The following is a 24616-nucleotide window of genomic DNA, read 5'->3' on the forward strand; positions in this document are numbered from 1 at the left end:
ACAGCGGAACGGCCCCCGAAAGGGCCGTCCGGTCCGCATTTGAAAGGGATCAGAAGCTGTAGCGCAGGCCCAGCCGCACGGAGCGCGGGGCCTGGAAGGTGGTCGGAACCTTGAAATACTGGTTGGTCTGGCCGACGTCGAGGCCGCTGAAGTTGTACCGCTGGTCCACGGTGAGGGCGGATTGGCTGTTGAGCACGTTGGTGATGTCGAGCATGAGGCGGAGCTGCTGCTGCTTGGTGAGCTTGAAGGAATAGCCCAGGTTCAGGTCCAGCCGTGTCGTGTCCGCGGTGCGCCCTTCGCTGCCGCGGGGGGTGAGGAACAGCTCGTAGCGGTTGTAGGGGAAGGGCTGCACCTGGTCCGCGAATCCGAGGCGGTTGATGGGCGTGCCCGTGGCGTAGGTGAACGAGGCGCCGAGCGAGAGCCCGAACTCCCACTCGTAGAACCCGTTGCCCTTGACCTGGTGGGTGCGGTCCCCGCTGAGCCGTCCCGCACTGTTGACGACGAAGGCCGGTTCATCGAAGGCGGAATTGATGTTCGGATCCAGCTGTCCCGTGCCATCCGGCCCACCCACGCCCTGGTAGGCGCCCTCGTAGTTGCCGTCCAGCTGGCTCCAGAGGTACGAGGCCTGCCAGGTGAAGTGATCCGCGAGCTTGCGCTTCACGCTCACTTCGAAACCCTTGTAGTCGCGCACGGCGCGGGGGTACTGCTTGCCCGTCTGGCTGAAGCCGGGGTTCATGATGAAGTAGTCGCCCGTGGTGCTGTTCACGTCCAGCGAATCCTCGATGGCGCGACCCATGTACCGCCGGATGTACTTGGCCCCCAGAATGTAGTTGGACGCCACCGTGGTTTCGGCGCCGAGAATGAGTTCATCCGAATACTGGCCCTTGATATCAGGATCCACGGGTTCGATGTAGGAGCCGACGATGGCGCTGGTGCCCGCGGCGGGGTTGGGCGTCATGCTGGTGGGGCTGTAGTTGAAGATCAGCGGATTGCTTTCGTCGCTGAAGGAGCGGATCACCAGATCCAGGGGCACCTGCTCATAGAACCGCGAAAGGCTCAGGTAGACCTTGTCCTGCCCCTTCCCCGCCCAGTCCCAGATGAGGCCCAGTCGCGGCGCCCACTGGTCCCTGAGCTCGATCTTGGTGACGCCGTGCTGGTCCTTGATCTTGGTGGTGTCCAGGCGGGCGCCGAGGTTCAGCGTGAAAGAGGGCGTGACATCCCACTTGTCCTGCACGAAGTAGCCCGCGCTCTCGTGCTTGGGCGAGGCATGAAAGATGATGCTCGGCGCGTTATTCACGTCCGAACCCGCGATGGTCCAGTAGTAGTGGGTGTAGACCCTGGATGTGGGCGTGTTCAGCCCATCGTCGGACATGAGGGTGACCTGCTGGCCGCCCGAATAGCCCCGGTTGATGGTGGCCTTGTCGGTCTGGAGGTCGAAGCCGCCCTTCAGTTCGTGGGAGCCGAGATACCAGGTGGCCGATCCTGCAAGGTTCGTGCGGGTGAAGTCCTTGTCGTCGTAGCGGCCGAAGCCGCCGCTGTTCCGGCCCGTGTTGTTGTCCACGAACTGGATGACCGAGGCCCCGTCCGCCCCGGGCAGGATGGAATTCTTCTCCTCGTGCTGGCTGCCCTGCAGCTGGACGAACCAGGATTGCCCCGTCAGCTCATAACGCAGGCTCAGGTCCGTGCCGCCGATCTTGTGCTCGCCTTCCCAGGTGGAGGACGGCCCCTGGGGGTCCTTCACGGCTCCCGTGACCTTTTCGGGATCACCCAGCACCGAGGCGATGAGGGTCTGGTTATCGGCCAACTTCCAGGTCAATTTGACGGCGTAGAGGTCCCGCGTGGAATCGCTGGGCGCCTTGATTCCGAAGTCGTCTCCCAGCACCCGGACCTGGGATTCCTGCTTGTTCGTACGGCGGTCATAGGCGGCGAAAAACCAGAGCTTGTCCTTGATGATGGGGCCGCCGACATCGAAGCCGAACTCGGTGGTCTTGTTCTCCAGGAGGAGGGGTTTAAAGCGCAGGTTCTCATCATTGACGTGTTCGTTCCCGCTCTTGAAGAACTGGCCTTCGGAGTAGGCGAAGACATCCCCCGAGAACTCGTTGCCGCCGGACTTGGTGATCACGTTGATGATGCCGCCCGTGGCCTTGCCGTACTCCGCCTCGTAGCCGCCGGTCTTGACCTGGAATTCCTGGATGAACTCCTGGGGGATCTTCTTGCCCTGGGTGCCGAACTCCACGTTGGTGGTGTTGATGCCGTCCACCACGAAGTTGTTCTCCGCACCGGAGGCCCCGTAGACCTTGAAGCCGACGTTGTCCTGGGTCACGCCGGGCGAGAGCAGGGCGATGTTGGCGAAGTCGCGGGTGGTGGGCAGGTTCAGGATCGATTCGCTGGTGAAGTTGGCGCCCGTCGTGGTGGCCTTCATATCGACGGCGGTGCTGGTTTCGGTCACCTCCACCACCGCCGAGGCCACGGCGTTCATGACGATGTCGACGGTGGCCGTGTGATCGAGGCCGATCTGGGCCTGAACCTTGGCCGTGTTCAGCCCTTCCTTCGTGGCCGTGATGGTGCAGGGCCCAGGGGGAAGCAAGCCGATCCGGTACGCGCCGGATTCATCGGTCATCACGCTCCGGCCGCCCTGAAAGGAGGGGCCGCTGAGAACCACCTTGGCACCGGCCACTGGCCGGCCCTTGGGGTCGAGCACGCGCCCCTGCAGGCCGCCCGTGGTCTGGGCCGACAGCACGGCCCCGGATGCGAGAAGGAAGGACAGATATCGCAAGCGACGGCTCATTGTGGCCGCTCCCGAAGAATGGCCACCCCCAGGCGGCCGACATGAAAGAGAAAGTGGACCCATCATGGCCAAGCCATCAGATGAATCAACGAAAATTTCAGGCCGTGTATGGCGATATTCACATCGCCAATACACGGCCTGAGGTCCCTTCCCTTCCGGGCGAATCCGCCCCGCCCTCGGCGAAGCGCAGCCGTGTTCGGGTTTACCAGTCTCCGCCGGAGTCACCGCCCCCCGAGTCACCGCCACCCCAATCGCCGCCACCGCCACCGGAATCGCCCCAGTCGCCGGAGCCCGCATCGGACTCACCCCAGTCGCTGGAGGACCGGTCGGAGGAACCGCCGCCCCAGCCGTCGGCATCGCCATTTCCCATGTGGTCGTGATGGTGATGGTCGCCGCCCATCATGCTGCCGATCATCATGCCGGTCAGCAGGCCACCCATGCCCCCGCCGGGCTGGCCGTAGCCGCCCTGTTGCATGGGCATGGAACCCTGCGCCGGCGCGTCCAGGCCCAGCAGGCGACGCGCCGAAGGCGGCAATTCCTCATCCTTGAGCGTCTGAACGCCGGCCAGGGCGCCGCAGTAGCCACAGGTCCACTTCACCGCCCGCAGGCCGTCCCAGTCCTGCTTCATCTTGTCGCCCGAGGCGCCGCAGGTGGGGCACTTGGGATAGGGGCACGGGAAGGCGTGAGGTTCGAGAGGCCCCGTGGGAAGGGCGCGGCGCGAGGCGCCGAGCTGCTCGGGCTGGTCCCGTTTGCCGCGCATCGCGAAATAGATCACGGCGCCAATGATGAGAAGCACGAACAACATCGTCATGGGAACCCCCGGCGCCCCAGGGTACCCCGAATCGGCCGGCAGGCGGTACTTGGTGGCATCATCAGCAGCATGCAGCCCCGCATCCTGATCCCCGAGGACCGGCCCTGGCGCGTGCTGGGCCTGATGTCGGGCACCAGCGCCGACGGCGTGGATGCCGTCGCCATCGAGGTGGATCCCTTCGGTTTCGAAGGCGGGCGCCCCTTCCGCGGCCTCCTGCAACACCACGCGGAACCTTATCCTGGCCCGCTCCGCGACCAGGTGCTCGCGGCCGCTTCCAACCGGCTGGATCCCGCCGGCCTATGCGTGCTTCAGCGGCGCCTGGGCGACCACCACGCGCGCGCCGCGCGGCATCTGTGCGAGACGCTCCACCTGGCGCCGGACCTGGCCTCCCTGCACGGCCAGACCGTCCAGCACCACCCCGCCGAGGGCGCGAGCCTCCAGTTGGCGGATCCCTACGTGCTGGCCGAAACCCTGGACTGTCCCGTGGTGTGGGACCTGCGGCGCCGCGATCTGGCGCTGGGCGGCCAGGGCGCGCCCCTGGTGCCCCTGCCCGAACGCTGGCTCCACGGGGCCGATCCCTGGATGGCCCTGAACCTCGGCGGCATCGCGAACCTCACTTGGTGGGACGGGCAACGCACCCGGGCCTGGGACACGGGACCCGGCATGTCCCTGCTGGATCTCGCCGCGCAGCGTTGGCTGGGACGGCCCTTCGACCCCGAAGGTTCCGCCGCGTCGGGCCAGGTCGCGGAGCCCCTGCTGAAGGCCTGGCTCGCCCATCCCTACTTCCAGGCATCGCTTCCCAAATCCACGGGTCGGGAAATGTTCGGCGAAGCCTGGATAAACGCCGAAGCCCCTGCGCTCGAGGCCCTTCCCCTGGCTGATCGGCTGGCCACGCTGGCGGCCTTCACCGCCGCCTCCGTCGCCCTCGAAGCCGCGCGGCTCGCCCCATGGCCACCGGGAACCAAGGCTCTCGTCAGCGGGGGCGGGGCGCGCCACCGCCGCCTGCGCGCCGAGCTGGAGGCCCGCCTTGCCCTGGGCCTGGAAGACGATGCCACCTTCCCCTCCGGCGCGAGGGAAGCCGTGAGCTGGGCCCTGCTGGGTGCCGCCAGCGCCCTGGGGATTCCGGGCAACCTGCCGGAGGTCACCGGCGCGTCGCGTGCGGCGGTGCTGGGGAGCTGGGTGTGGCCTTGAGGTGGGCCCGGTGGATCGACCACCTGCCCCTCTGGGTGGCCTGGGGCGCCACGCTGTCCATGGGCATCTACGAGCCCGGTGAGCTGGCCCTCATGGGGATGCCCCTCCTTGCCGCCGCCGCGGTGGAGGTGCGGCGCTGGGATGTGAGCCGCCATCATCGCTGGCTCGAGGTCGGCGCCCTGCTCTATTTCCTCGGCCAGCTCGCGCGCGGGCACGGGTTCTTCACCGCGGCCATCCACACCCTGTTCCTGCTCGCGGGCGTGCGTCTGGTCCTGCCCAGGGAAGCGGCTCAACAGCGCCAGCTGGTGCTCATGAGCTTCCTGCTCTTCCTGTCCACCGCCATGGGCCCCACCGATGCGAGCTTCCTCGTCTGGACGCTGGGATGGTTCACCACCGCCGCCTGGGCCCTGCTTCAGCAGAGCTGGGAGCCCTCGGCCGCGCTGCGGCGGGGCTCCCTGTCCCGGCCCCCCTTCGGCCGGGTGCCGCTCTGGATGGGAGCGGCCCTGCTGCTGGGCACCGGCTTCTTCCTCATCATGCCCCGTCTGAACGTGGGACTCCGGCCCCGCTTCCTTCCCGGCACCTCCACCCCCTTCGGCCAGGCGGGCCTCAGCGACCGGCTGGACCTGTCGGGGAACGGCCCCATCGATCCCAATCCGGACGTCGCCCTGCGGATCACGCCTCCCCCCGGCATCGATCCGACCCGCGATCCCGGCTGGATCCGCGGCCTGGAACTGCTCCGGGGCATCACCCTGGAATCCGTGAGGGACCAGCGCTGGGAACCCGCCGTGCTGACGCCCTCCCTGAACCTTCCTCCCGATCGCGGTCCCGAGGAGAAGCGCGCCGAATTCCTCTACACCTCGAACCCCTACGGCATCCTGGCCCTGCCCACGGGCCGCGTGCGGCTCGAACCGCCGGATCTGCCGCTCATGCAGGGGCCGGGCGCCAGCGCGCGATGGCAGTTCTTCCGGGCCCGCATCACGCCCATCACCGTGGTCTGGAATCCGGCGCAGGCCGAGCCGCGGGAGGCGCGGCTATCGACCCGCCGCCTGGATCTCCTCACCCATCTGGAACCATCCCACGAGGCCGCGCGCCGCGCCAGTTTCCGCTTCGCGCCCAGCATCCTCCCCGTTCCCCAGCTCGCCCGCACGCTGGAACAGGCGCTGCGGAACTTCACTTACACTCTGGACAATCCTTCCGGAAAGGCCGCCAACCCGCTCGAGGATTTCCTGGAGCGGACCCAGGCCGGTCACTGCGAATACTTCGCCTCGGCCATGACCCTGATGCTGCGAGCCCGGGGCGTGCCCGCCCGCGTGGTCAACGGCTACCGGTTGGGCCCCTGGATTCCCGAAGGCGGCTATTTCCGCGTGAGCCAGAACGAGGCCCACAGCTGGGTGGAGTACTGGCACGAGGGCCGCTGGTGGACGGCGGATCCCACCCCCATCGGGACCGCGGCGGGGGGCGCCAGATCCGAGGATCTGGGTGTCTTCACCCGCTGGCTGGACGCCCTCGCCTACCGCTGGGATCGCTATGTCGTGCGCTTTTCGGACCAGGACCAGCAGACCGGCCTGTCGTGGATCCAGACACGGATGCAGGACTGGGAGTGGCACTGGAAGACCCCGAAGACTCCGGTCCTGGCCGCCCTCGGCCTGATGGTGGTCGCGTGGGCACTCTGGCGCACGCGCGATCGCTGGCAGCCCGAGGCGCCATCCCCGGCCCGCATCCGCGCGTTGCGCCCGATGCTGCTGAGCACACGCCGCCAGGCGCCGCCTCTCCCAGGCGAAACGGCCCGCACCTGGCTGATGCGGTTGAGCGCCCTCCGGCCCGAGCGACTGGAGGCGCTCCGCCAGCTGGCCGACAGCGTGGATGCCCAGGCCTACGGCTCGGGAAACGCCACGGCCGTCGATCAAGCGAAGGCCGAGGCGGCTGCATGGCGCGGGTGGAAACCGCCCGCCTGAGCAGGATTCGACCCGTGTCCGAAAATGGCACCGTCCTATCAATCCGCTGTCACAACCGCCAAGTACACCTGGATGGCGACACCTACCTGTCCCCATTTCGGAGGCCTCTTGGCACCCCTGCACCGACTCCACCGAAAACCGCCCCATGCTTCGCTCCTCGCCTGCATCGGGCTCCTCGGGCTGCTGGCCTGCGGAGGCTCGACCAAAACCAGCTCGCCGACGGCGGCTGCGGACGTCACCTCCAAAATCGAAACCGTGGTGGTGATCTACGGCGAAAACCGTTCCTTCGACAACCTCTACGGCACCTTCCCAGGCGCGAACGGCATCGCCAACGCCCTGAAGACACCCGCCCTGTACCAGCAGGTGGACCTCGACGGAAAGACAGTGCTGGCCAACCTCCCCGCGGTCTGGGGCAGCACTGCTGACCCTACCTGGAGCAAGGTGAGCAGCCTCCCCAACCTGCCCTACCGCCTGGATGCGGCCCCCATCAGCGCCGGCTCCAACGTGGTCACGCCCGATCTGGTGCACCGCTTCTACCAGGATCAGATGCAGATCAACGGCGGGGCCAACAACATGTATGCCGCCTACTCCAACCGGGGCGGCCTCTCCATGGGCTACTACGACGGTTCCAGCCTGCCCATGTTCAAGCTCGCCCAGCAGTACACGCTGTGCGACAACTTCTTCCAGGGCGCCTTCGGCGGCTCCTTCCTGAACCACCAGTTCCTCATCGCCGCCGCCGCGCCCCAGTACCCCAACGCCCCCGCGAACCTGAAGGCCGTGCTGGACGCCAACGGGAACCTGGCCATCGATCCCACCTCGCCCACCAGCGTCACCAAGGGTGCGGTGAAGTTCACCCAGGATGGCTGCGTGTCCCCTGATGGTTATGCCATCAACACCATCCTCCCGCCCTACCAGCCCAGCGCCGCGCCCGCGGCGCCCGGCCAGGACTGGCGTCTTGCGAATCCCGCGGGCGACGCCTACGAAGGTTCCGCCGTGCTGCCTCCGATCACGGGGGTGACGACCATCGGCGATACGCTCACGGCCCAGAACATCAACTGGAAGTGGTACGCGGGCCTGTGGAATGCCGCGCTGCAGGAAGGCCTCACGGTTACCGACAGCAAGAACTACCAGATCATCTGGACCGAAAACCCCGGCCAGCCTGATTTCGAGCCTCACCATCAGCCCTTCAACTACCACGTGCGGTTCGATCCCACCACCGCCAACGGCGCCGCCGAACGCGCCGCCCACCTGAAGGATTATGAGGATCTGCTCTCAGACGCCGCCAACGGAACCCTGCCCCCCGTCGTCTTCTACAAGCCTCAGGGCGACGTCAACGAGCATCCGGGCTACGCGGACGTGGCGACCTCCGACGCCCACATCGCCAGCGTGATCGCCAAGCTCCAGGCCAGCCCGCAGTGGAAGAAGATGGCCATCATCGTCACCTACGACGAGAACGGCGGCTTCTGGGATCACGTGGCGCCGCCCAAGGGCGACCGCTGGGGGCCCGGAACCCGCGTGCCCACCATCATCATCTCCCCCTACGCCAAGACCGGCTACGTGGACACCACGATGTACGACACCACGTCGATCCTGAAGTTCATCACGCGCCGCTTCAACCTCAAGCCCCTGGCGGGCGTGCGCGCCAATGCCGGTGACCTCACGAACGCCTTCGACTTCACCAAGCCCTGATCCTGAACCTCCGGATCCCGACGAAGAAGAGGCCGCTCAAAGGAGCGGCCTCTTTCGTTGACGGAAGATGAACCTCTACTTTCCCGTGAACTTCTCGAAGGCCTTCATGAGTTCCATGGGCAGCGGGAAAACGATGGTGCTGTTCTTCTCCACGGCGATTTCCGTGAGGGTCTGCAGGTAGCGCATCTGAATGGCAGTGGGGTTCTGGCTGATCTTGTCGGCGGCTTCCAGCAACTGCTGGGAAGCCATCAGCTCGCCTTCGGCGGCGATGATCTTCGCGCGCTTTTCCCGCTCGGCCTCGGCCTGTTTGCCCATGGCGCGCTGAATCTGCTCGGGCAGATCCACGCTCTTGAGTTCGACGCTGTTCACCTCCACGCCCCAGGGTTCGGTGGAGCGGTCGATGATCTCCCGCAGCCGCATGCTGAGCTTTTCGCGGTCCGCCAGCAGCTCGTCCAGGCTCACTTCGCCTAGAATCGAGCGCAGCGTCGTCTGGGCGATCTGGCTGGTGGCGTAGTAGTAGTTCTCGACGCCGATGATGGCCTGCTTGGGATCGAGCACCCGCGAATAGACGACGGCGCTCACCTTCAGGCTCACGTTGTCCCGCGTGATGATGTCCTGGCTCGGCACCTCCAGCACCGTGGTGCGCAGCGAGACCAGCACGGCCTTCTGGAAGGGCCGCCAGATGAAGACCAGGCCCGGCCCCTTGGGCGTGTTGTTGACCTTGCCGAGGGTGAAGACGACAGCCCTTTCATATTCGTTGATGACCTTGAGGCAGCTCAGCGCCCAGATCAGCGCGAAGAGGGCCACCGGGCCGAAACAGCCGAAGGAGGTGAGGAGTGCATCCATGAGATCTCCTAGGAGGACGAGGGAAGTCTACCCCTGCATCCTCATATCCGGCGGAAGATCTCGCACTTCTTAGCGATGAACGAAGGGATTGGAGTCGGCTTCCTGCCCGATGGTCGTGCTGGGGCCGTGCCCCGGAATGACCAGGGTGGCACCATCGAGCACGTAGAGTTCGCGCCGGATGCTCTGTTCGAGGTGATCCCAGCTTCCGCCCCAGAGGTCCGTGCGGCCCACGCCGCCGCGGAAGAGTGTGTCGCCCGCCAGCAGCAGCTTCCCCTTGGCGAATTCCCCGTGAAAACAGCAGGAACCCGGCGTGTGGCCCGGGGTGTGGAGGGTGGTGAGATCCAGATGCCGATCTCCCGCGTTCAGGCCGACCATCTCGGGCTGGGGGATGGCGGGCATCCCGAACATGCCGGTCTGCTGGGGCAGCGCGTCGATGAGGAAGGTGTCGTCGCCGTGCAGGTGGGCCGGGCACTGCCACAGGTCCTGAAGCTCGCGGGTGGCGCCCACGTGATCGAAATGGGCGTGCGTGTGCAGCAGCGCCGTCACCTTGAAGCCGAGGGTCTCGACGCGCGTGCGGATCTTGGCGCCATCACCGCCCGGATCCACCACCACGCCCAGGCCCGTCGCCGCATCCCACAGCAGGGAACAGTTGCAGCCCAGGGGGCCCACGGGGAAGGTTTCGAGGTTCAGCATGCTTCCAGTGTCTCAAATCCGGGGCTACATTGGGGACCATGGCTGATGCGCCCCGTTCCCCCTGGCTTTCCCGTTGGGACCTTCTGCCTCTGCTGGGAGCGGCAGCCTTGGCCCTCGCCCTGCCTTCGCTGATGAAGGGGCTACCCGATCCCATTCCCACGCACTTCGACCGCCTGGGCCACCCCAACGGCTGGACGCCCCAGGCCTTCTACCCCTGGATCGCCTTCGGCCTGCCGGCCTTCCTCTGGTTGCTGATCCTCCTCACGGGCCGAGCCATCGTCGGCACCAAGCAGGATCCCGACGGTCGCAAAGCCCTCGCCATGGCGCCCCTTCGCGGCCTCATGGCCCTGGGCGTGCTCGTCCTCATGGCAGCCGTTCCCCTTATCTCCCGCTTCGGTCTGGGCCTCATGTTCTGGGCCATGGGGCTGTTCCTCGGGCTGCTCATCCTCGGCACGGTGCTCCTGGTGCGCAAACTCAAGGCCGAAGGCCCGCTCGACGATCCGTCCCACCTCTATCGGTGGGGCCTGTTCTACGTGAACTCCGAGGATCCCCGCATCTGGGTGCCCAAGCGAATCGGGATAGGATGGACGCTGAATTTCGGCCACGGCCTCAGCTGGTTCCTGATGTTCCTGCTGCTGCTCATCCCCGCCCTTCTGGTTGGATTCGCGCTGGCCCACTGAGGAATGCATGCCCCACCCGCTTCACCGCACCCTGCCCGCTTTCACGGCCACTGAGGCCTGAGCCGACCCGTGGCCGCGATCCGCACCAACCTCGAAAAATCCCCCTTCCTCAAGCGCAAGCTCGGGGATCTGCCCCTGCGTCCCGGCTGCTACCTCTACCGCGACGAGGGCGGCAACCTGCTCTACGTGGGCAAGGCCAAGGTGCTGCGCAACCGCGTGAAGTCCTACTTCCAGCAGAAACGCCTGGACGCCAAGACACGGCGGCTCGTGGCGCGCATCTGGGACATCGAACTCATCGTCTGCGAGACCGAACTCGAAGCCCTCATCCTCGAGAACAACCTCATCAAGGAGCACTGGCCGCCCTTCAACATCCTGCTGAAGGACGACAAGAGCTACCCCTACGTGAAGCTCACATGGAAGGAGGCCTTTCCGAAGGTCTACGTCACGCGCAAGGTGCGCAAGGACGGCAGCCTCTACTTCGGCCCCTTCTTCCCCGCCAGCACTGCCTACCGCACGGCTGAACTGGTCTACCGCTTCTTCCAGATCCGCGACTGCGACATCGAGATCGATGGCAAGCGAGGCCGCGCCTGCCTCAAGTACCAGCTGCACCGCTGCACGGCGCCCTGCATCGCCGCCGTGAGCCAGGAGTCCTACCGCGAGCAGGCCAAGGAGGCGCGCCTCTTCCTCGAAGGCAAGCGCGACGAATTGAAGGCCCGGCTGGAGGCCGCCATGTGGAAGGCCGCCGAGGCCGCCGCCTTCGAGCAGGCCGCTCAGCACCGCGACGCCCTCCAGCAGGTGGACGCCTGGTTTACCCGCCAGAAGGCCGCCAGCGCGGATCTCGACGATACGGATGTCTACGGCAGCGCCGTGCTGGATGGGCGTGCCTGCGTGCACCGCCTCATGCTCCGGGAAGGGCGAATGGTGGGCCGTCAGGAGTATTTGCTGGACGATGTCGAAGTCTTCGACGGCGCCGTGCTGGCCCAGGTGATCCAGCGCGTCTACAGCGCGGACCCCGTGCCCGCCAAGCTCCTCGTGGAAATCGAACCCGAGGAGGGCGACCTGCTCGGCGAATGGCTGTCGGGCCTTCGGGGCACCAAGGCCCGCATCCACGTGCCCCAGAAGGGCGAGAAGGTCGATCTGCTGGCCATGGCCCAGGAGAACGCGCGCCTGGCCCTGGAGCGCAAATTCGAACCCGCGCGGCTCAACGAAGCCGTGCTCGAAGGGCTGCAGGCCTTCCTCGGCCTCAGCCACCTGCCCCGCCGCCTCGAATGCTTCGACATCAGCCACGGCCAGGGCCGCGAGGTGGTGGCCAGCTGCGTGGTGTTCAGCGAGGGCGTGCCCGACAAGGCCCGCTACCGCCGCTTCAAGATGACCAACGAGCAGAACGACGACTTCGCCAACATGCACGAAGCGGTGACGCGCCGCTACCGGCGCATGAGGGACGAGGGGCAGGAATTCCCGGACCTGGTGCTCATCGACGGCGGCCTGGGTCAGCTGCACGCGGCGGAAGCGGCCTTGAAGGAACTGGGCCTGGAACAGCTGGAACTGGCCAGCCTCGCGAAGAAGGAGGAACTGGTCTTCCGGCCCGGCTCCAGTGAGCCCCTGCGCATTCCGAAATCCTCACCGGTGCTGCAGCTGCTGCAGCGCATCCGGGACGAAGCTCACCGCTTCGCCATCACGTACCACCGGGCCCTGCGGGCCAAGCGCACGCTGCAGACCGAACTCACGCAGATCCCCGGCGTGGGCCCCGCCACGGCGAAGAAGCTGCTGCAGACCTTCGGCAGCGCCACCAAGGTGCGCGAGGCCGAGGAAGCCGAACTCAGCCAGGCTGTGGGCGCCGCGGCGGCCAAAAAAGTAATCGCCTGGCGCGCGGTGAAACCCTAGGGCCTGCCTTCGATCTGCTTCAGTTCGGCCTTGGCCGCATCGCTGCCCTTCTCGGCGGCCTTGCGGTACCAGTAGAGGCCCTTTTCACGATCCTGGGGCACGTTCAGGCCGTTGTAGTAGTAGGCGCCGAGCATGCGCATGGCATGCACGTCCCCGGCCTTGGCCTGCTCCAGGTAGACCTGCACGCCGACGGGTGTGGATTCCGGGGTGGCTGCGGTTTGCGAATACGGTGCGGGCAGTGGCGCAGAGGCTCTCGGATAAAAGAGGTAGCCCGCGACGCCCAGCCCCGCCAGCACAAGCAAGGCCAGCGGCAGCTTCCAGCCAAAGCCCGAGACAGACCTGGGCGCATCAGCCGGTCGCTGAAGGGTCTGCCCGGCGGCCTCGGCGGGAGCATCCATCCTCTGCACCCGGATGGGTGGCTCATCCAACCGCGGCAGCGCCGATTTCAGAGTCTGATCTGCCGGTGGTTCCGGGGCCCCCGCGGGCATTTTCAGGGTGCCTTCGGCCTCTAGGTGGGCGCCGATGTTCATGGCCTGGGTGGCGCGCGGATCGGCCGGCGCGCCGAGAGGCAGACGCTGGGTGGCGTCCGGGGACGGTTCGGGCTTCGCGGGATCGATGGGCTTGGGATCGCTCATGCACCTTCCTCGACGGATGGGGTTCCCAAGCATACCGAAACAAAAGCCTTCCGATACGTCAGCTATCCAGGCTTTCCATCCAATGGCCAAGCCGGGGCACCAGGGCCAGGAAGAGCACCGGGGTCAGGAGGATGAAGCCCCAGGCGTGGCGGGCGGCCTGGGTGCCCACCAGCGTCCAGTAGACCAGCCCGCAGAGGCTGCTGAGTTCGAAGGCCGCGGCGTACATCAGGCTTTCCCGCAGAATCGTCGCCGGACGCTGGGCCTCAGGTTGGGCCTTGAACTCGCGCAGCACCCGCCCGCGGCGCCACCACACCCAGGCACCCGATAGGAAGACCAGACCCGTGAACAGGTAGCCCACCTGCTGGTAAATCCCCTCCGGACGCTCCAGTCCCGGCGGCACCACGCCCGACAGGATCAGCCCCGCGATCAGGGCCGGCGTGCCCAGGCACAACAGCAGCCCCAGGGCGTAGGCCAGGCGGTGGGCCCTCCGAAGCCCCTGGGCATCTTCCTTCATGCCGCCCCTCACGCCGCTTCGGCGGATTTGACGCGGATCTCGCCGAAGGTCTCGCCCTGCACCAGCGAAATGCGGCCCGTGCGCACGAGTTCGAGGAGGGCCAGGAAGGTGAGCACCAGCTCCTCCCGAGTGCGGACCTCGCTCAGCAGGCCCTGGAAGGGCTTCCACAGGCCGTCCTGGAGGTTGCTCAGCACCTCCATCACCCGCTGCTCCAGCGTCTTGGGCTGGGTGCGAACCTGCACGGGCGGGGGCGGCATCAGGCGCTTCAGCGCCTCGCGGTAGGCGCCCAGGAGGTCGAAGAGCGTGGCGCGGATGGGCTCGTCCTCCACGCGCTTGTGGTCCTCCAGATCGATGCCGGGCGCGAAGGCGATCTTCTGCCAATCGGACTCGCGTTCCGACAGCACCACGGCGGCGGCCTTCACCTGCTGGTAGTCCAGCAGGCGCTGCACCAGCGCCTCGCGGGGATCCTCCTCGCCGCATTCCTGGGGCGGGCGGGGCAGCATGAGCCGCGACTTGATCTGCAGCAGCTGGGCCGCCATGGCCACGAACTCCGCCGCGATCTCCAGGTTCAGCTCTTCCATGAGCTTCAGGTAGTCCATGTACTGGCGCGTCACATCGGCCATGGGCAGGTTCAGGATGTCCAGCTTCTGCTCGTGGATGAGGTGCAGCAGCAGGTCCAGCGGGCCGTCGAAGGCCGTGAGGTGGAGCGCCAGGCCGCGAAACTTCGTTTCAAAGCCCTTGGGAGGCTCGAAGGTTCGAGGCGTCTCCGGTGCAGGGGCCTCAACCGCCTCCGGCGCGGGCGCAACTTCAGCCACGGATTCGGGAACTTCCTGGGGGGTGTCGGACATGGCTCCATTCTACCCGGGACGAAGACGGGAACATCGTTCGTGGAAAGGCGGGGTTTGCCACAGATAAACACAGATAAGGATGGGGATAAATTCCGGCCCGGCCCGGTTCTCCGAGTTCGTCTGTGGTGATCCGCGGCGGATCCCCCACAATGGAGGGCTATGGCGCGTCCTCCCGTCCTCCCCGGCCCCCGTCCCGATTGGCTGAAGATCCGCGTGCCGGCCCCGGAAGTCGTCGCCGAGGTGGAGGGCCTGATCCGAGAGCAGCGGCTGGTGACGGTCTGCGAGGAGGCCCGCTGTCCGAACCTGCACGAATGCTGGGGCATCCACCGCACGGCCACCTTCATGCTCATGGGTGACATCTGCACGCGGCACTGCGGCTTCTGCAATGTCGGCAAGGGGAAGCCCGGCACCCTGGACCCCGACGAACCCCAGCGGGTGGCCGAGGCCGTGGCCCGGCTCGGCCTGAAGTTCGCCGTGGTCACCTCCGTCAACCGCGACGACCTGCCCGATGGCGGCGCGGCGCATTTCGCGGCCACCATCCAGTGGATCCGCACCCTGTCGCCCCACTGCGGCATCGAAGTGCTCATCCCCGATTTCCGCGGCAGCGAAGCGGCCCTCCGGACCGTTCTGGACGCGCGTCCCGACGTGCTGAACCACAACGTGGAGACCGTGCCGCACCTCTACAGGCGCGTGCGGCCCGATGCCGACTACGCCCAGAGCCTGGAAGTCCTTCGCCGCACGGCCGAGTGGCGGGACGTGCATGCGCCGGCCATGCGCGTGAAGAGCGGCATCATGGTGGGCCTGGGCGAAACGCCTGATCAGGTGCTTGAACTGATGGCCGACTGGCGGCGCCACCGCGTGGACATCGCCACCCTCGGACAATACCTGCCGCCCTCGGAGTTGCACCTTCCCCTGCACCGCTTCGTGGAACCCAGCGAGTTCGACATGTACCGCCAGAAGGGCCTGGAGATGGGCTTCCAGCGCGTGGAGTCGGCGCCCCTGGTGCGCTCCAGCTACCACGCCGGAGAAGGCTACGGAGCCTGAGCCCCGCTGCCTTCGCCGGCTGATGGCGCTCCCGGGCTCTAGACCTGGGCGTGGACGTTCATGTTCAGGAACTTCTGTTCGAAGGCCGCCCAATCCAGCGTGCCCGCGCCCTGGGCGCCTTCGGGCGTGCGGAACCGGGTGATCTCCTCCTGGTACCAGTCGATGACCGGCTTGCCGATCTTCAGCGTGCCCAGTTCTGAAGCGAGGTCGCTGGGGGTCAGCAGGCAGACCCAGCCGCGATCGTAGGGGCTGTGGATGAGTTCGGCCGGGTCGGTCTTCAGGCCCGCATTGTCATGCTCGATCCGGCCGGAGATCGGCGCGGCGACGTGAACGATGCCCGCGGCACCCTTGAGGCTGAAGAGCGTGTCACCCTGCTTCACGGCCTTGCCCCGTTCGGGCAGCGTGATTTCCTTCACGGTGCCCAGGGCCTTGCTGATGAAGTCGTCGATGCCGATGCGCACCTGGCCCTCGGGCTCGATGCGGACCCAGGCGTGGCCGGGAGACAGGAAGGCGCCACCGGGCACGCAGAATTCGGTCGCCGGCACCACCTCGGCCATTTCCGGAGCCACCACGCGAACGTTGGGCAGCTTGGCTGCTTCGAGCCTCGCCTCGCGCTTGATGAGCAGCTTCCGGGCGAACTCGCCGAGTTCATCGGCCGTGAAGGGCTTCTGCACATATTCACAGGCGCCCTGCTGCAGCGTCTGGACGGCGGTCTCGATGCTGCCGTAGCCCGTGATTACCACCACATCCATGTCGGGGCGCAGGTGCTTCACGGACTTCACCACCTCCACGCCGTCCATGTCCGGCATCTTCAAGTCGGTGAAGACGAAATCGTAGTCGTGGCGCTGGATCAGGCCCAGGGCCTCGGGGCCGTGCTCCACCGTGTCCACACTGAACCCTTCGAGCACGAGGATGCGCCGGAAGGAATCGAGCACCACGGCCTCGTCGTCCACGGCGAGGATACGTGCCTTGGGATTGGGCACCTCGACCCGCTTGAGACTCTTGGCCTCGTGGGTGAAATCGAGGCGGATGGAGGTGTTCAGGACGGCCTCGCGGGCCTGGCGCGCGCGCTTCTCCTGCATGCGCCGCAGGTTGGTACGCACGAGGAAGTCAATGCCGACGAAGGCCACGAACATGAATAGGATCAGAACGGCGGTCATGACCACCTCCTAGGTGAGGGTTGGAATGATGGGTTTGCCGATTTCGGAGCCGGGGACCGTGGGCAGGCGCAGCGTGAAGCAGGTCCCCTGGCCGGGCTCGCTCTGCGCCTCCAGGGACCCGCCGTGGGCCTCTACGATGCCCCAGCTGACCGCCAGGCCCAGGCCCGTGCCGTGATTGCCCTTGGTGGTGAAGAAGGGTTCGAAGATGCGCGGAAGGTCCTCGGCGGGAATGCCGTAGCCGCTGTCCTGCAGGAGGAATTCGATGGAATCTGAGGGCCCGGGGCGGGTCGTCGCTCGAATGGTGCCGCCCTCGGTCCCGATGGCATCCGCCGCGTTCAGCAGGAGGTTCACGATCACCTGTTCGATCTGATTCGCGTCCGCGTGGGCCGTCGGAAGGTCCTGGGCCAGGTCGAGGGAGAGATCCACGTGGTTCAGCGACAGCTGGGTCATCACCACGGACACGGATTTCCGGATCACGTCATTGAGGTCCATGGGCTTGCGGGCCGGAGCCGCGGGCCTTGCGAAGTCCAGCAGGCCACGGATGATGCCTCGGCAGCGCACCGTCTCGCGCACGATCACGTCCAGATCCTCACAGGCGGAGGCGTCGTGCTCCATGCGCTTGCGCAGGAGTGAGGCGTAGCTCAGCACGCCCGTCAGGGGGTTGTTGATCTCGTGGGCGATGCCGGCCGCCAAGCGGCCCACGGAGGCGAGCTTGTCGGCCTGGGCCAGCTGGCGGTGGGTATCCGCCAGTTTGCCTGTCATCTCGTTGAAGGCCGCCGCGAGCTGGCTGAGCTCGTGCCGGCCGTTCACGGGAATGGTGCTTCCCAGATCGCCCTCACTCACGCGGCGCGTGCCTTCGACGAGCGCCGCCACCGGACGCACCACCAGGCGGCGGTTGAGCCACCAGAGCATGGAACTGCCGGCGAGGATGGCGAGGATCGCCGACGATACGATCACCATGCGGCTGTGGGCGATTTCGCGATCCACCTCGTCGAGGGAGACGTTCACATCCAGCACGCCCAGCAGGCTCTGCTTGGCGCTGTGGGCATGGCAGGCGGCGGTGGAGCAGGAGGGTTCGTTAGGGATGGGCGCGATGACGCCCAGGACCCGCGCTCCGTCCGCGGTCCGGAAGGTGCGCGCGCGGGCCTGGATCTCCAGGCGCTCCAGGGGCCTGCCCTCCGCGTGGCAGGCGTAGCAGGCCTCACCGCGGATATCCAGGCTGGTGCCGATCTCCTCCGCCGCGGAGGAGAACATGATCTTGCCTTCCTTGTTGAAGACCCGCACTTTCCGGATGCCCTGCTCCTGCAGCCCGCCGACGGAGCGGATCTGCCGGTGCAGGTTCTCCCGGCGGTTCTCGAGCATGTCGAAATGGGTCGAGCTGCGGATGGTTTCACTGAGCTGGTCGGCGCTGCGGGTGCGCTCGGCCAGCAGTTGCGCGGTGTGCGACCGCAGGACGGCCACGGCCATCCCGCCGATCACCAGCGCCGTCGCGAGGCCGGCGCCGAAGATCAGACGGGTGCCGATGCGGGTTCGCATGGCTCAGGCCCCTGTTCCCGGCAGCTTGGGACTGGCCAAGGGGCCGTCGGGAAAGATCGGGAAGGTCCGCACTGCGAAGGCGAAGACCGCCATGCCCGTCGCCACGAGGCCCAGGGACACGATGACTTCCATGCCCGAAGGCAGGTAGCGGACGCCGGAGGCGGCTTCCATGCCCGTGATGCTCACGTTCAGGCGGTTCATCACGAAGCCGAGCACCGCCATGAAGGCCCCGGCCACCAGCCAGTCCGGGTTGGAGCGCAGGCGGCGGAAGGACATCAGCACCACCGGGAGGATGACGCCCAGGCTGAATTCGAGGAGGAACATCTTCCCCTCGTACCCGAATTCAAGGATGCTGCCGAAGGCATGGTTGCGGCGGATCGCCTGGATGCGCATGAGTCCGTAGATGCCGAGCGCGACGACCATCCCGCGGGCGAGCGGTTCGAGCAGGTCCAGCTCCAGATGACGCTGGAAGGCCCGCCCGCTCAGGTAGGATTCGAGAATCATCATGCCGATGCCCGCGCCGATGGCGGAGATGTAGAAGTGGAGCGGCAGCATGGGGGAATACCAGAGCGGATGCAGCTTGCTCGGCACGATGAGGTAGAGGGATCCCAGCGAGGACTGGTGCAGGGTCGAGAGGATCACGCCGAGGATGACGAGGGGCGTGATGAGGCGGTGGATGAGCCGCGCCGGAGCATGGAACCCGAAACGTTCGAAGACCACCGGCGAAAACTCCACGGCCAGCACGGTGGTGTAGAGCATCACGCACCAGGCCACCTCGAACATGACGGAGTGCGGATTCCAGTAGACGATGGCGTGCCAGATGCGCCATGGCTGGCCCAGATCCAGCAGCAGGGCCACGATGACGAAGGCGTAACCGAGGAAACCCGTCAGGATCGTGGGCCGCACGATGGGCTCGAAGCGCTTCAGGTTGAAGAGGTGGACGATGGCCGTGAGCGTGAAGGCGCCGGCGGCAAGCCCCACCCCGCAGAGCAGGTCGAAGCCGATCCAGAGCCCCCAGGGGAACTGGTTGCTTAGGTTGGTGACCGCGCCCAGCCCCTTGGTGAAGCGGATCACGGTGACGGCGCAGAAGGCCAGGAACAGGACGACAAAGATCGCCGTCCAGAAGCCGGGGCGGAATCGGCGCGGCAGAGTCGCGGCGGCAGCGGCGATGTTCATGATCGGTCCTCCCGTCCATTGGTATGGTTCGCGGCCTTCGCCACGGCTTCCCGGCGCGCGGTGATCCAGTGCACGCCATACAGGAAGACGCCCCAGACGCCGACGAAATCAGGGATGTTGGAAAGCACCTGCCAGGTGCGCATGGCCGGCGGATCCGCGGGCAGGTTCGACTTCAGGCCGAGTTTCTCGAATGGCACGCTGGAAATCATCATCACCGAGGTGCCGCCGGCCTCCGTGAGGCCGTAGATCTGGTTCACGTAATCGCCGGGCTTCTGGCGGATGCGCGTCCTGGCCTCCCAGATCAGATCCTCCTTCTTGCCGAAGGTGGTGGCGCCGTACTGGCAGGCTTCGGCGCAGGCGGTGGGCTTACCGTCCTTGACCCGGCCTGCGCACATGATGCACTTGCCGACGACGGGAACCGGGCGGTCCCACTGGTATTTCGGGATCTCGAAGGGACAGGCCATCATGCAGTAGCGGCAGCCCATGCAGCGCTCGGCGTCATAGACCACGGGGCCATCCGGCGTCTTCTTCAGCGCCGCGACAGGACACACGGAAGCACAGGTGGGCACTTCGCAGTGCATGCACAGGCGGCGGACGTTGAGACCTTCGTGCTCGTGGACCGTGGTCCACGTGTAGGCCGTCAACACCTCCTCTACCTGGCCTGGTAGCTTGTTCTGCTCCTTGCATGCGGAGCTGCAGGCGCCGCAACCGATGCAGCGCGTGGCGTCGATGAGAAGGCCCATGCCCATGGGTTCTCCTGCCTGATCAATCGCCCTCGAGAGGGATTCCCGGGGGATTCGGTTGGAAGCATGCGCCCGGCCAATTCGATAGTCAACCCTCTGGTAGTAATTAAAAACAACTTTGTTGTCATTATTAAGATAAAAGCCCGAGAGGTGGCCTTCATCTAGAGATAAACAGGGGTATTTTGAATTAGGGACTTCGATAGGTTTTGATTTTTGCAAATTCCCCCAAGAGGTCCACTAAGTTGCGCCGAAGCCTCCGTGGGCCAAGCCCTCCTTCGTGTACGCTGCAAAGAAAAAGCCCCGCTTGCGCGGGGCCTTTTCTCGAACCGCAGGTCGCGGCTGATTAATACATGTCTTCCATGCCGCCCATGCCGGGGCCGCCGGCGGGAGCAGCAGCCTTGGGCTCGGGGATCTCGGTGATGATGGCTTCGGTGGTCAGCATCATGGAGGCCACGGAGGCGGCGTTGCGCAGGGCGGACTTGGTCACCTTGGCGGGATCGACGACGCCGAACTTCACCATGTCGCCGTACTCGTTGGTGGCGGCGTTGTAGCCGTAGTTGTCCTTGCCTTCGCGGACGGCGTTGACGACCACGGAGCCTTCGACGCCGGCGTTGTTGGCGATCTGGCGGAGGGGCTCCTCCAGGGACTTGCGGACGATCTCGATGCCCGTGGCCTGGTCGCCGGTAGCCTTCAGCTCGGCGAGCTTGGTCAGGCTGCGGAGCAGCGCGACGCCGCCGCCGGCCACGATGCCGTCCTCAACGGCGGCCTTGGTGGCGTGCATGGCGTCTTCCACGCGGGCCTTCTTCTCCTTCATCTCGGTCTCGGAAGCCGCGCCCACCTTGATGACGGCGACGCCGCCCACGAGCTTGGCCAGACGCTCCTGCAGCTTCTCCTTGTCGTAGTCGCTGGTGGAGACTTCGACCTGGGCACGGATCTGCTTCACGCGGCCCTGGATGGCCTCGCTGGCACCGGCGCCCTCGACGATGGTGGTGTTCTCCTTGTCGATGACGATCTTCTTGGCGCTGCCGAGATCAGCCAGCGTGAGGTTCTCGAGCTTGAGGCCGAGGTCCTCGCTGATGGCCTTGCCGCCCGTCAGGATGGCGATGTCTTCCAGCATGGCCTTGCGGCGGTCGCCGAAGCCGGGGGCCTTCACGGCGGCCACATTCAGGGTGCCGCGGATCTTGTTCACCACGAGGGTGGCGAGCGCTTCGCCGTCCACGTCCTCGGCGATGATCAGCAGGGGGCGGCGGCTGTTGACGACCTGCTCCAGCAGGGGCAGGAGGTCGCGCATGTTGGAGACCTTCTTCTCGTAGGCGAGAATGTAGGGGTTCTCCAGCTCGACCTTCATCTGGTCGGGGTTGGTCACGAAGTAGGGGCTGAGGTAGCCGCGGTCGAACTGCATGCCCTCGACCACGTTCAGCTCGGTCTCGCGGCCCTTGGCTTCCTCGACGGTGATGACGCCGTCCTTGCCGACCTTGGCCATGGCTTCGGCGATGATCTTGCCGATCTCGGCGTCGCCGTTGGCGGAGATGGTGCCGACCTGGGCAATGGCATTGCCTTCCACGGGCTTCTTGATGCCGTCGATGGCGGCCACGACGGTGTCGACCGCGAGGTCGATGCCCTTCTTGATCTCCATGGTGTTGGCGCCGCTCACGACGGCCTTGATACCCTCACGGTAGATGGCGCGGGCCAGCACGGTGGCGGTGGTGGTGCCGTCGCCGGCGATGTCGGAGGTCTTGGAGGCGACCTCACGCACGAGCTGGGCGCCCATGTTCTCGTGCTTGTCCTTGAGCTCGATCTCCTTGGCGACGGTGACGCCGTCCTTGGTCATGAGGGGAGATCCGAACTTCTTCTCGATGAGGACGTTGCGGCCCTTGGGGCCGAGGGTGACCTGCACCGCGTCGGCGAGCTTGTTCACGCCGCGCAGAATGGCCTGGCGAGCGTCTTCGGCATAGATGATGGACTTGGCCATGTGTATCTCCTTGGTCTCTGAGGTGGCTTAGCCGACGATCGCGAGGATTTCGTCTTCGCGCACGATCACGTGGTCGACGCCGTCGATCTTCACTTCCGTGCCGCTGTACTTGCCGATCAGCACCTTCTGGCCGGCCTTGACGGACATCGGATTGCGCGTGCCGTTGTCGTTGATCTTGCCTTCGCCGACGGCCACCACTTCAGCCTCCATGGGCTTCTCCTTGGCGGTGTCGGGGATGATGATGCCGCCCTTGACGGTTTCAGCGGCGTCGACGCGCTTCAGCACGACGCGGTCGGACAGGGGCTTGATGGCCATGGGACCTCCTTGGAAAGAGATGAGGTGAGAGAGCAAAAGGAGCTGTTAGCACTCACCAACAGCGAGTGCCAAAGTCTCCCATTCGCTGGAACCTGAGTCAAGTCGAATTAGGCGCGTTGCGAAAAAATCTTAGTCTTCAGGATTAGATTTTCTTCTTCTATTGCCGCCAATGGAAAGCCCCCCTCGGTTTTCTCGCGGAGGTGTAGCCTCAATCCATGGAACAACTGACCACCCTTCGCGATCTGCAGGCCACCTTGGATTACCTGGCGACCATCCATCGCGAGTTATCAGCCCTTCCCCCGGATCTCGCCATTCTGGATGCCAAGGTCAAGGCCGCCGAGAAGCAGATCGCCGAAAAGACCAAGGCCCTGGACGTGGCCCGGGCCCAGATTCTGTCGAGATCAAAGGAGCTGGTCCAGGCCCAGAAGGATGAGGATCGCGCTCGAGCCGCCGTGAAGGCCACCCATCAGAAGGTCCAGTACACCGCCGCCATCCGCGAACTGGACGAGAAGGAGCGTCTCAAGGCCTCCGTTTCCAAGCCCCTCAAGGCCCTCGAAGAGACCGCAAAGAACCTGGAACACGCCCTTGCCGGCCTCCAGACCGAACTCACCGCGGCCCAGGCTCAGTTCGACGAACTCCACGCCGTCTTCCTGGAAGAACACGCCAACCAGGTGGAGGGGCGGAAACAGCTGCAGGCCAAGCAGGCCAAGCTCGAATCCAAGATGTCGCCGACCGAGGTGGCACGCTTCCACCGCCTCGCCGCCGCCCGTCAGGGCCGCGCCGTCGTGGCCGTGGAAAACGGCGCCTGCTCGGGCTGCAACGTCAAGCTGCGCGGCCCGATCCTCTTCCAACTCAAGGAAGGCAAGACCCTCATCACCTGCGAGTCCTGCCAGCGGACCCTCTTCCTCCCGTGAGCCTGGGCGAGCGCTACGAGAACCTGCGGAACCGCATCCAGCGGGCCTGCGAGGCCGCAGGCCGCGACCCCCAGAATGTCGAACTGCTGCCCGTCTCGAAGAAGCAGCCCACGGCGCTCATCCGCGAAGCCGCGACCTTGGGCTTCACGCGCTTCGGCGAGAACTACGTGCAGGAGGGCGCCGACAAGGCGGCCGCTTCTCCCGATCTCAGCTTCGTCCTGCTGGGACCCCTCCAGCGCAACAAGGCCAAGCCAGCCCTCCAGCACTTTGCGGAGATCCAGAGCCTCGACCGACCCGAACTCGCCGAGCGCCTGCGCCGCCTCGCCGAGGAACTCGATGTGGTACGGCCCGTCTGGATCCAGGTGGATCTCTGGGAAGAGGCCACCAAGCTGGGCGGATGCGCCGAGACCGATCTGCCAGCCCTCTTCGCAGCCCTCGGCGACGATCCTCGCCTGCCCCTGCGCGGCTTCATGGCCATCCCCCCGCCGGACGATGAAAGCGCCTTCGTCCAGATGGCCGAGCTGCGCGACCGGGTGCAGCAACAGCTCGGACAGCCCCTGCGCCTGAGCATGGGCATGAGCGGTGATCTGGAAGCCGCCATCGCTGCGGGTTCCGACCAGATCCGCATCGGCACCGCCCTCTTCGGCGAACGCGCCTACTGATCGAATGATCTGCCTTCCCGGAAGTAGGGCCTCGCCCTGCCGCGCCCTTCATGGTTCGATGCTTCATACCCCGGAGTCGACATGACCACGCTCAAAACCGCCACAGCCTCGCTGCCCGTCTCCGCGGACCGGCTGTACGCCTTCCTTTCCGACCTGTCCAAGCACCGCACCTTCCTCGAACCCGCCGCCATGAACTTCCAGGGCGAGGCTGACAAACACAGCTACGTCATCGAAGTCATGGGCATGAAGATGCCGCAGGAACTGGTGGCCAAGACCCGCGTCCCCGGCCAACTCGTGAGCCTCGTCCCCGGCGCCAAGAAGATGTTCGATCACGAACTGCGCTTCGAAATCGCCTCGAACGGTGAAGGCTCCACCCTGCGCCTCGTCGACGAGGCCGACATCCCCATGATGATGGCCATGATGGGCGCCGAGAAGCTGCTGCAGGGCCAGCTCGACACGGCGCTGGCGCGGATTCAAGAGCTCGCCGGCCAGGGAAAGCTGGTCTGAACCGCAAGCCTCAACGGATCCATCTGAAAAAATTTGAACCGGTGATGGACGGA

22 protein-coding genes are annotated in these 24616 nt (G+C 66.0%); 9 read left to right on the top strand and 13 right to left on the bottom strand.

From position 1 onward, the window contains the following. Positions 1-49 precede the first annotated feature (49 nt). Positions 50-2788 (bottom strand): TonB-dependent receptor, encoded by a 2739-nt coding sequence (locus QSJ34_RS12775; RefSeq protein WP_285575816.1) that lies wholly within the window; start codon positions 2786-2788, stop codon positions 50-52. A 202-nt stretch (positions 2789-2990) separates the two neighbouring features. Continuing rightward, positions 2991-3599 (bottom strand): hypothetical protein, encoded by a 609-nt coding sequence (locus QSJ34_RS12780; protein ID WP_285575818.1) that lies wholly within the window; start codon positions 3597-3599, stop codon positions 2991-2993. A gap of 69 nt (positions 3600-3668) precedes the next feature. Here QSJ34_RS12780 and QSJ34_RS12785 point away from each other — a divergent pair, with 69 nt between their 5' ends. The 3 genes from QSJ34_RS12785 to acpA all read left to right on the top strand — a co-directional run bounded on the left by QSJ34_RS12785 (position 3669) and on the right by acpA (position 8434). Next, positions 3669-4790, top strand: coding sequence for an anhydro-N-acetylmuramic acid kinase (locus tag QSJ34_RS12785; protein ID WP_285575820.1), 1122 nt, complete (start codon positions 3669-3671; stop codon positions 4788-4790). Beyond that, the gene (locus QSJ34_RS12790) at positions 4781-6745 is read left to right on the top strand and encodes a transglutaminase TgpA family protein (RefSeq protein ID WP_285575822.1); all 1965 of its coding nucleotides are present in this window, start codon (positions 4781-4783) and stop codon (positions 6743-6745) included. Before QSJ34_RS12785 ends, QSJ34_RS12790 begins: the two co-directional genes overlap by 10 nt. A gap of 72 nt (positions 6746-6817) precedes the next feature. Further along, complete coding sequence (gene acpA, locus QSJ34_RS12795) at positions 6818-8434, top strand: acid phosphatase (RefSeq protein ID WP_420798856.1); 1617 nt, start codon at positions 6818-6820, stop codon at positions 8432-8434. Between the two features lie 75 nt (positions 8435-8509). Here acpA and QSJ34_RS12800 read toward each other — a convergent pair whose 3' ends face one another. Both QSJ34_RS12800 and QSJ34_RS12805 read right to left on the bottom strand, forming a co-directional pair. Then, positions 8510-9280, bottom strand: a complete 771-nt coding sequence (locus tag QSJ34_RS12800; RefSeq protein WP_285575826.1) for a slipin family protein — start codon at positions 9278-9280, stop codon at positions 8510-8512. Between the two features lie 69 nt (positions 9281-9349). After that, positions 9350-9973, bottom strand: coding sequence for an MBL fold metallo-hydrolase (locus tag QSJ34_RS12805; protein ID WP_285575828.1), 624 nt, complete (start codon positions 9971-9973; stop codon positions 9350-9352). Between the two features lie 107 nt (positions 9974-10080). Here QSJ34_RS12805 and QSJ34_RS12810 point away from each other — a divergent pair, with 107 nt between their 5' ends. Next, on the top strand, positions 10081-10653 hold the full coding sequence (locus QSJ34_RS12810; protein ID WP_285575829.1) for a DUF5808 domain-containing protein: 573 nt from the start codon (positions 10081-10083) through the stop codon (positions 10651-10653). 69 nt (positions 10654-10722) lie between these two features. Continuing rightward, positions 10723-12537 (top strand): excinuclease ABC subunit UvrC, encoded by a 1815-nt coding sequence (gene uvrC, locus QSJ34_RS12815; RefSeq protein WP_285575831.1) that lies wholly within the window; start codon positions 10723-10725, stop codon positions 12535-12537. Here the strand turns inward: uvrC and QSJ34_RS12820 are convergent. Genes QSJ34_RS12820 through QSJ34_RS12830 form a run of 3 tightly spaced genes read right to left on the bottom strand, consistent with a single transcriptional unit; the run spans position 12534 to position 14534 of the window. Beyond that, positions 12534-13172 carry a tetratricopeptide repeat protein gene (locus QSJ34_RS12820; protein ID WP_285575833.1) on the bottom strand — a complete coding sequence of 213 codons (639 nt, stop codon included), beginning with the start codon at positions 13170-13172 and terminating at the stop codon, positions 12534-12536. The two genes, uvrC and QSJ34_RS12820, sit on opposite strands and share 4 nt — an antisense overlap. 58 nt (positions 13173-13230) lie before the next feature. Continuing rightward, positions 13231-13686 (bottom strand): hypothetical protein, encoded by a 456-nt coding sequence (locus QSJ34_RS12825; protein ID WP_285575834.1) that lies wholly within the window; start codon positions 13684-13686, stop codon positions 13231-13233. An 8-nt stretch (positions 13687-13694) separates the two neighbouring features. Continuing rightward, the gene (locus QSJ34_RS12830) at positions 13695-14534 is read right to left on the bottom strand and encodes a segregation and condensation protein A (RefSeq protein ID WP_285575836.1); all 840 of its coding nucleotides are present in this window, start codon (positions 14532-14534) and stop codon (positions 13695-13697) included. 159 nt (positions 14535-14693) lie between these two features. On the opposite strand from QSJ34_RS12830, the gene lipA reads away from it, so the two are divergent. Continuing rightward, positions 14694-15578: a lipoyl synthase gene (lipA, locus tag QSJ34_RS12835; RefSeq protein ID WP_285575838.1), complete on the top strand. Its 885-nt coding sequence runs from the start codon at positions 14694-14696 to the stop codon at positions 15576-15578. Positions 15579-15616: 38 nt separating this feature from the next. On the opposite strand, the gene QSJ34_RS12840 is transcribed toward lipA, so the two are convergent. The 6 genes from QSJ34_RS12840 to QSJ34_RS12865 all read right to left on the bottom strand — a co-directional run bounded on the left by QSJ34_RS12840 (position 15617) and on the right by QSJ34_RS12865 (position 22480). Beyond that, positions 15617-16738, bottom strand: a complete 1122-nt coding sequence (locus tag QSJ34_RS12840) for a response regulator (RefSeq protein ID WP_285575840.1) — start codon at positions 16736-16738, stop codon at positions 15617-15619. A gap of 9 nt (positions 16739-16747) precedes the next feature. Beyond that, positions 16748-18274 carry a sensor histidine kinase gene (locus QSJ34_RS12845; protein ID WP_285575842.1) on the bottom strand — a complete coding sequence of 509 codons (1527 nt, stop codon included), beginning with the start codon at positions 18272-18274 and terminating at the stop codon, positions 16748-16750. Between the two features lie 3 nt (positions 18275-18277). Next, positions 18278-19450: an NrfD/PsrC family molybdoenzyme membrane anchor subunit gene (nrfD, locus tag QSJ34_RS12850; RefSeq protein ID WP_285575844.1), complete on the bottom strand. Its 1173-nt coding sequence runs from the start codon at positions 19448-19450 to the stop codon at positions 18278-18280. After that, complete coding sequence (locus QSJ34_RS12855) at positions 19447-20199, bottom strand: 4Fe-4S dicluster domain-containing protein (protein WP_285575845.1); 753 nt, start codon at positions 20197-20199, stop codon at positions 19447-19449. The genes nrfD and QSJ34_RS12855 overlap by 4 nt, the downstream gene beginning before the upstream one ends. A 337-nt stretch (positions 20200-20536) precedes the next feature. Then, positions 20537-22165, bottom strand: a complete 1629-nt coding sequence (groL, locus tag QSJ34_RS12860) for a chaperonin GroEL (RefSeq protein WP_285575847.1) — start codon at positions 22163-22165, stop codon at positions 20537-20539. A 27-nt stretch (positions 22166-22192) separates the two neighbouring features. Continuing rightward, positions 22193-22480 (bottom strand): co-chaperone GroES, encoded by a 288-nt coding sequence (locus QSJ34_RS12865; protein WP_285575848.1) that lies wholly within the window; start codon positions 22478-22480, stop codon positions 22193-22195. Between the two features lie 215 nt (positions 22481-22695). On the opposite strand from QSJ34_RS12865, the gene QSJ34_RS12870 reads away from it, so the two are divergent. The 3 genes from QSJ34_RS12870 (at position 22696) to QSJ34_RS12880 (ending at position 24563) form a co-directional block, all read left to right on the top strand. Further along, positions 22696-23394 (top strand): zinc ribbon domain-containing protein, encoded by a 699-nt coding sequence (locus QSJ34_RS12870; RefSeq protein ID WP_285575850.1) that lies wholly within the window; start codon positions 22696-22698, stop codon positions 23392-23394. Then, on the top strand, positions 23391-24056 hold the full coding sequence (locus tag QSJ34_RS12875; RefSeq protein WP_285575852.1) for a YggS family pyridoxal phosphate-dependent enzyme: 666 nt from the start codon (positions 23391-23393) through the stop codon (positions 24054-24056). Before QSJ34_RS12870 ends, QSJ34_RS12875 begins: the two co-directional genes overlap by 4 nt. A gap of 81 nt (positions 24057-24137) precedes the next feature. Next, positions 24138-24563: a hypothetical protein gene (locus QSJ34_RS12880; protein WP_285575854.1), complete on the top strand. Its 426-nt coding sequence runs from the start codon at positions 24138-24140 to the stop codon at positions 24561-24563. Positions 24564-24616: the final 53 nt, after the last annotated feature.

Origin of the sequence: Geothrix limicola (assembly GCF_030268085.1) — a bacterium.
GTDB lineage: Bacteria > Acidobacteriota > Holophagae > Holophagales > Holophagaceae > Geothrix > Geothrix limicola.

Coding starts and splice junctions, on each gene's coding strand:
- QSJ34_RS12840 (WP_285575840.1), bottom strand. CDS start 16,738: ATGACCGCCGTTCTGATCCTATTCATGTTCGTGGCCTTCGTCGGCATT.
- QSJ34_RS12775 (WP_285575816.1), bottom strand. CDS start 2,788: ATGAGCCGTCGCTTGCGATATCTGTCCTTCCTTCTCGCATCCGGGGCC.
- QSJ34_RS12855 (WP_285575845.1), bottom strand. CDS start 20,199: ATGGGCATGGGCCTTCTCATCGACGCCACGCGCTGCATCGGTTGCGGC.
- QSJ34_RS12785 (WP_285575820.1), top strand. CDS start 3,669: ATGCAGCCCCGCATCCTGATCCCCGAGGACCGGCCCTGGCGCGTGCTG.
- QSJ34_RS12880 (WP_285575854.1), top strand. CDS start 24,138: ATGACCACGCTCAAAACCGCCACAGCCTCGCTGCCCGTCTCCGCGGAC.
- QSJ34_RS12830 (WP_285575836.1), bottom strand. CDS start 14,534: ATGTCCGACACCCCCCAGGAAGTTCCCGAATCCGTGGCTGAAGTTGCG.
- QSJ34_RS12865 (WP_285575848.1), bottom strand. CDS start 22,480: ATGGCCATCAAGCCCCTGTCCGACCGCGTCGTGCTGAAGCGCGTCGAC.
- lipA (WP_285575838.1), top strand. CDS start 14,694: ATGGCGCGTCCTCCCGTCCTCCCCGGCCCCCGTCCCGATTGGCTGAAG.
- QSJ34_RS12845 (WP_285575842.1), bottom strand. CDS start 18,274: ATGCGAACCCGCATCGGCACCCGTCTGATCTTCGGCGCCGGCCTCGCG.
- QSJ34_RS12800 (WP_285575826.1), bottom strand. CDS start 9,280: ATGGATGCACTCCTCACCTCCTTCGGCTGTTTCGGCCCGGTGGCCCTC.
- acpA (WP_420798856.1), top strand. CDS start 6,818: ATGGCGACACCTACCTGTCCCCATTTCGGAGGCCTCTTGGCACCCCTG.
- groL (WP_285575847.1), bottom strand. CDS start 22,165: ATGGCCAAGTCCATCATCTATGCCGAAGACGCTCGCCAGGCCATTCTG.
- QSJ34_RS12825 (WP_285575834.1), bottom strand. CDS start 13,686: ATGAAGGAAGATGCCCAGGGGCTTCGGAGGGCCCACCGCCTGGCCTAC.
- QSJ34_RS12820 (WP_285575833.1), bottom strand. CDS start 13,172: ATGAGCGATCCCAAGCCCATCGATCCCGCGAAGCCCGAACCGTCCCCG.
- nrfD (WP_285575844.1), bottom strand. CDS start 19,450: ATGAACATCGCCGCTGCCGCCGCGACTCTGCCGCGCCGATTCCGCCCC.
- QSJ34_RS12805 (WP_285575828.1), bottom strand. CDS start 9,973: ATGCTGAACCTCGAAACCTTCCCCGTGGGCCCCCTGGGCTGCAACTGT.
- QSJ34_RS12780 (WP_285575818.1), bottom strand. CDS start 3,599: ATGACGATGTTGTTCGTGCTTCTCATCATTGGCGCCGTGATCTATTTC.
- QSJ34_RS12870 (WP_285575850.1), top strand. CDS start 22,696: ATGGAACAACTGACCACCCTTCGCGATCTGCAGGCCACCTTGGATTAC.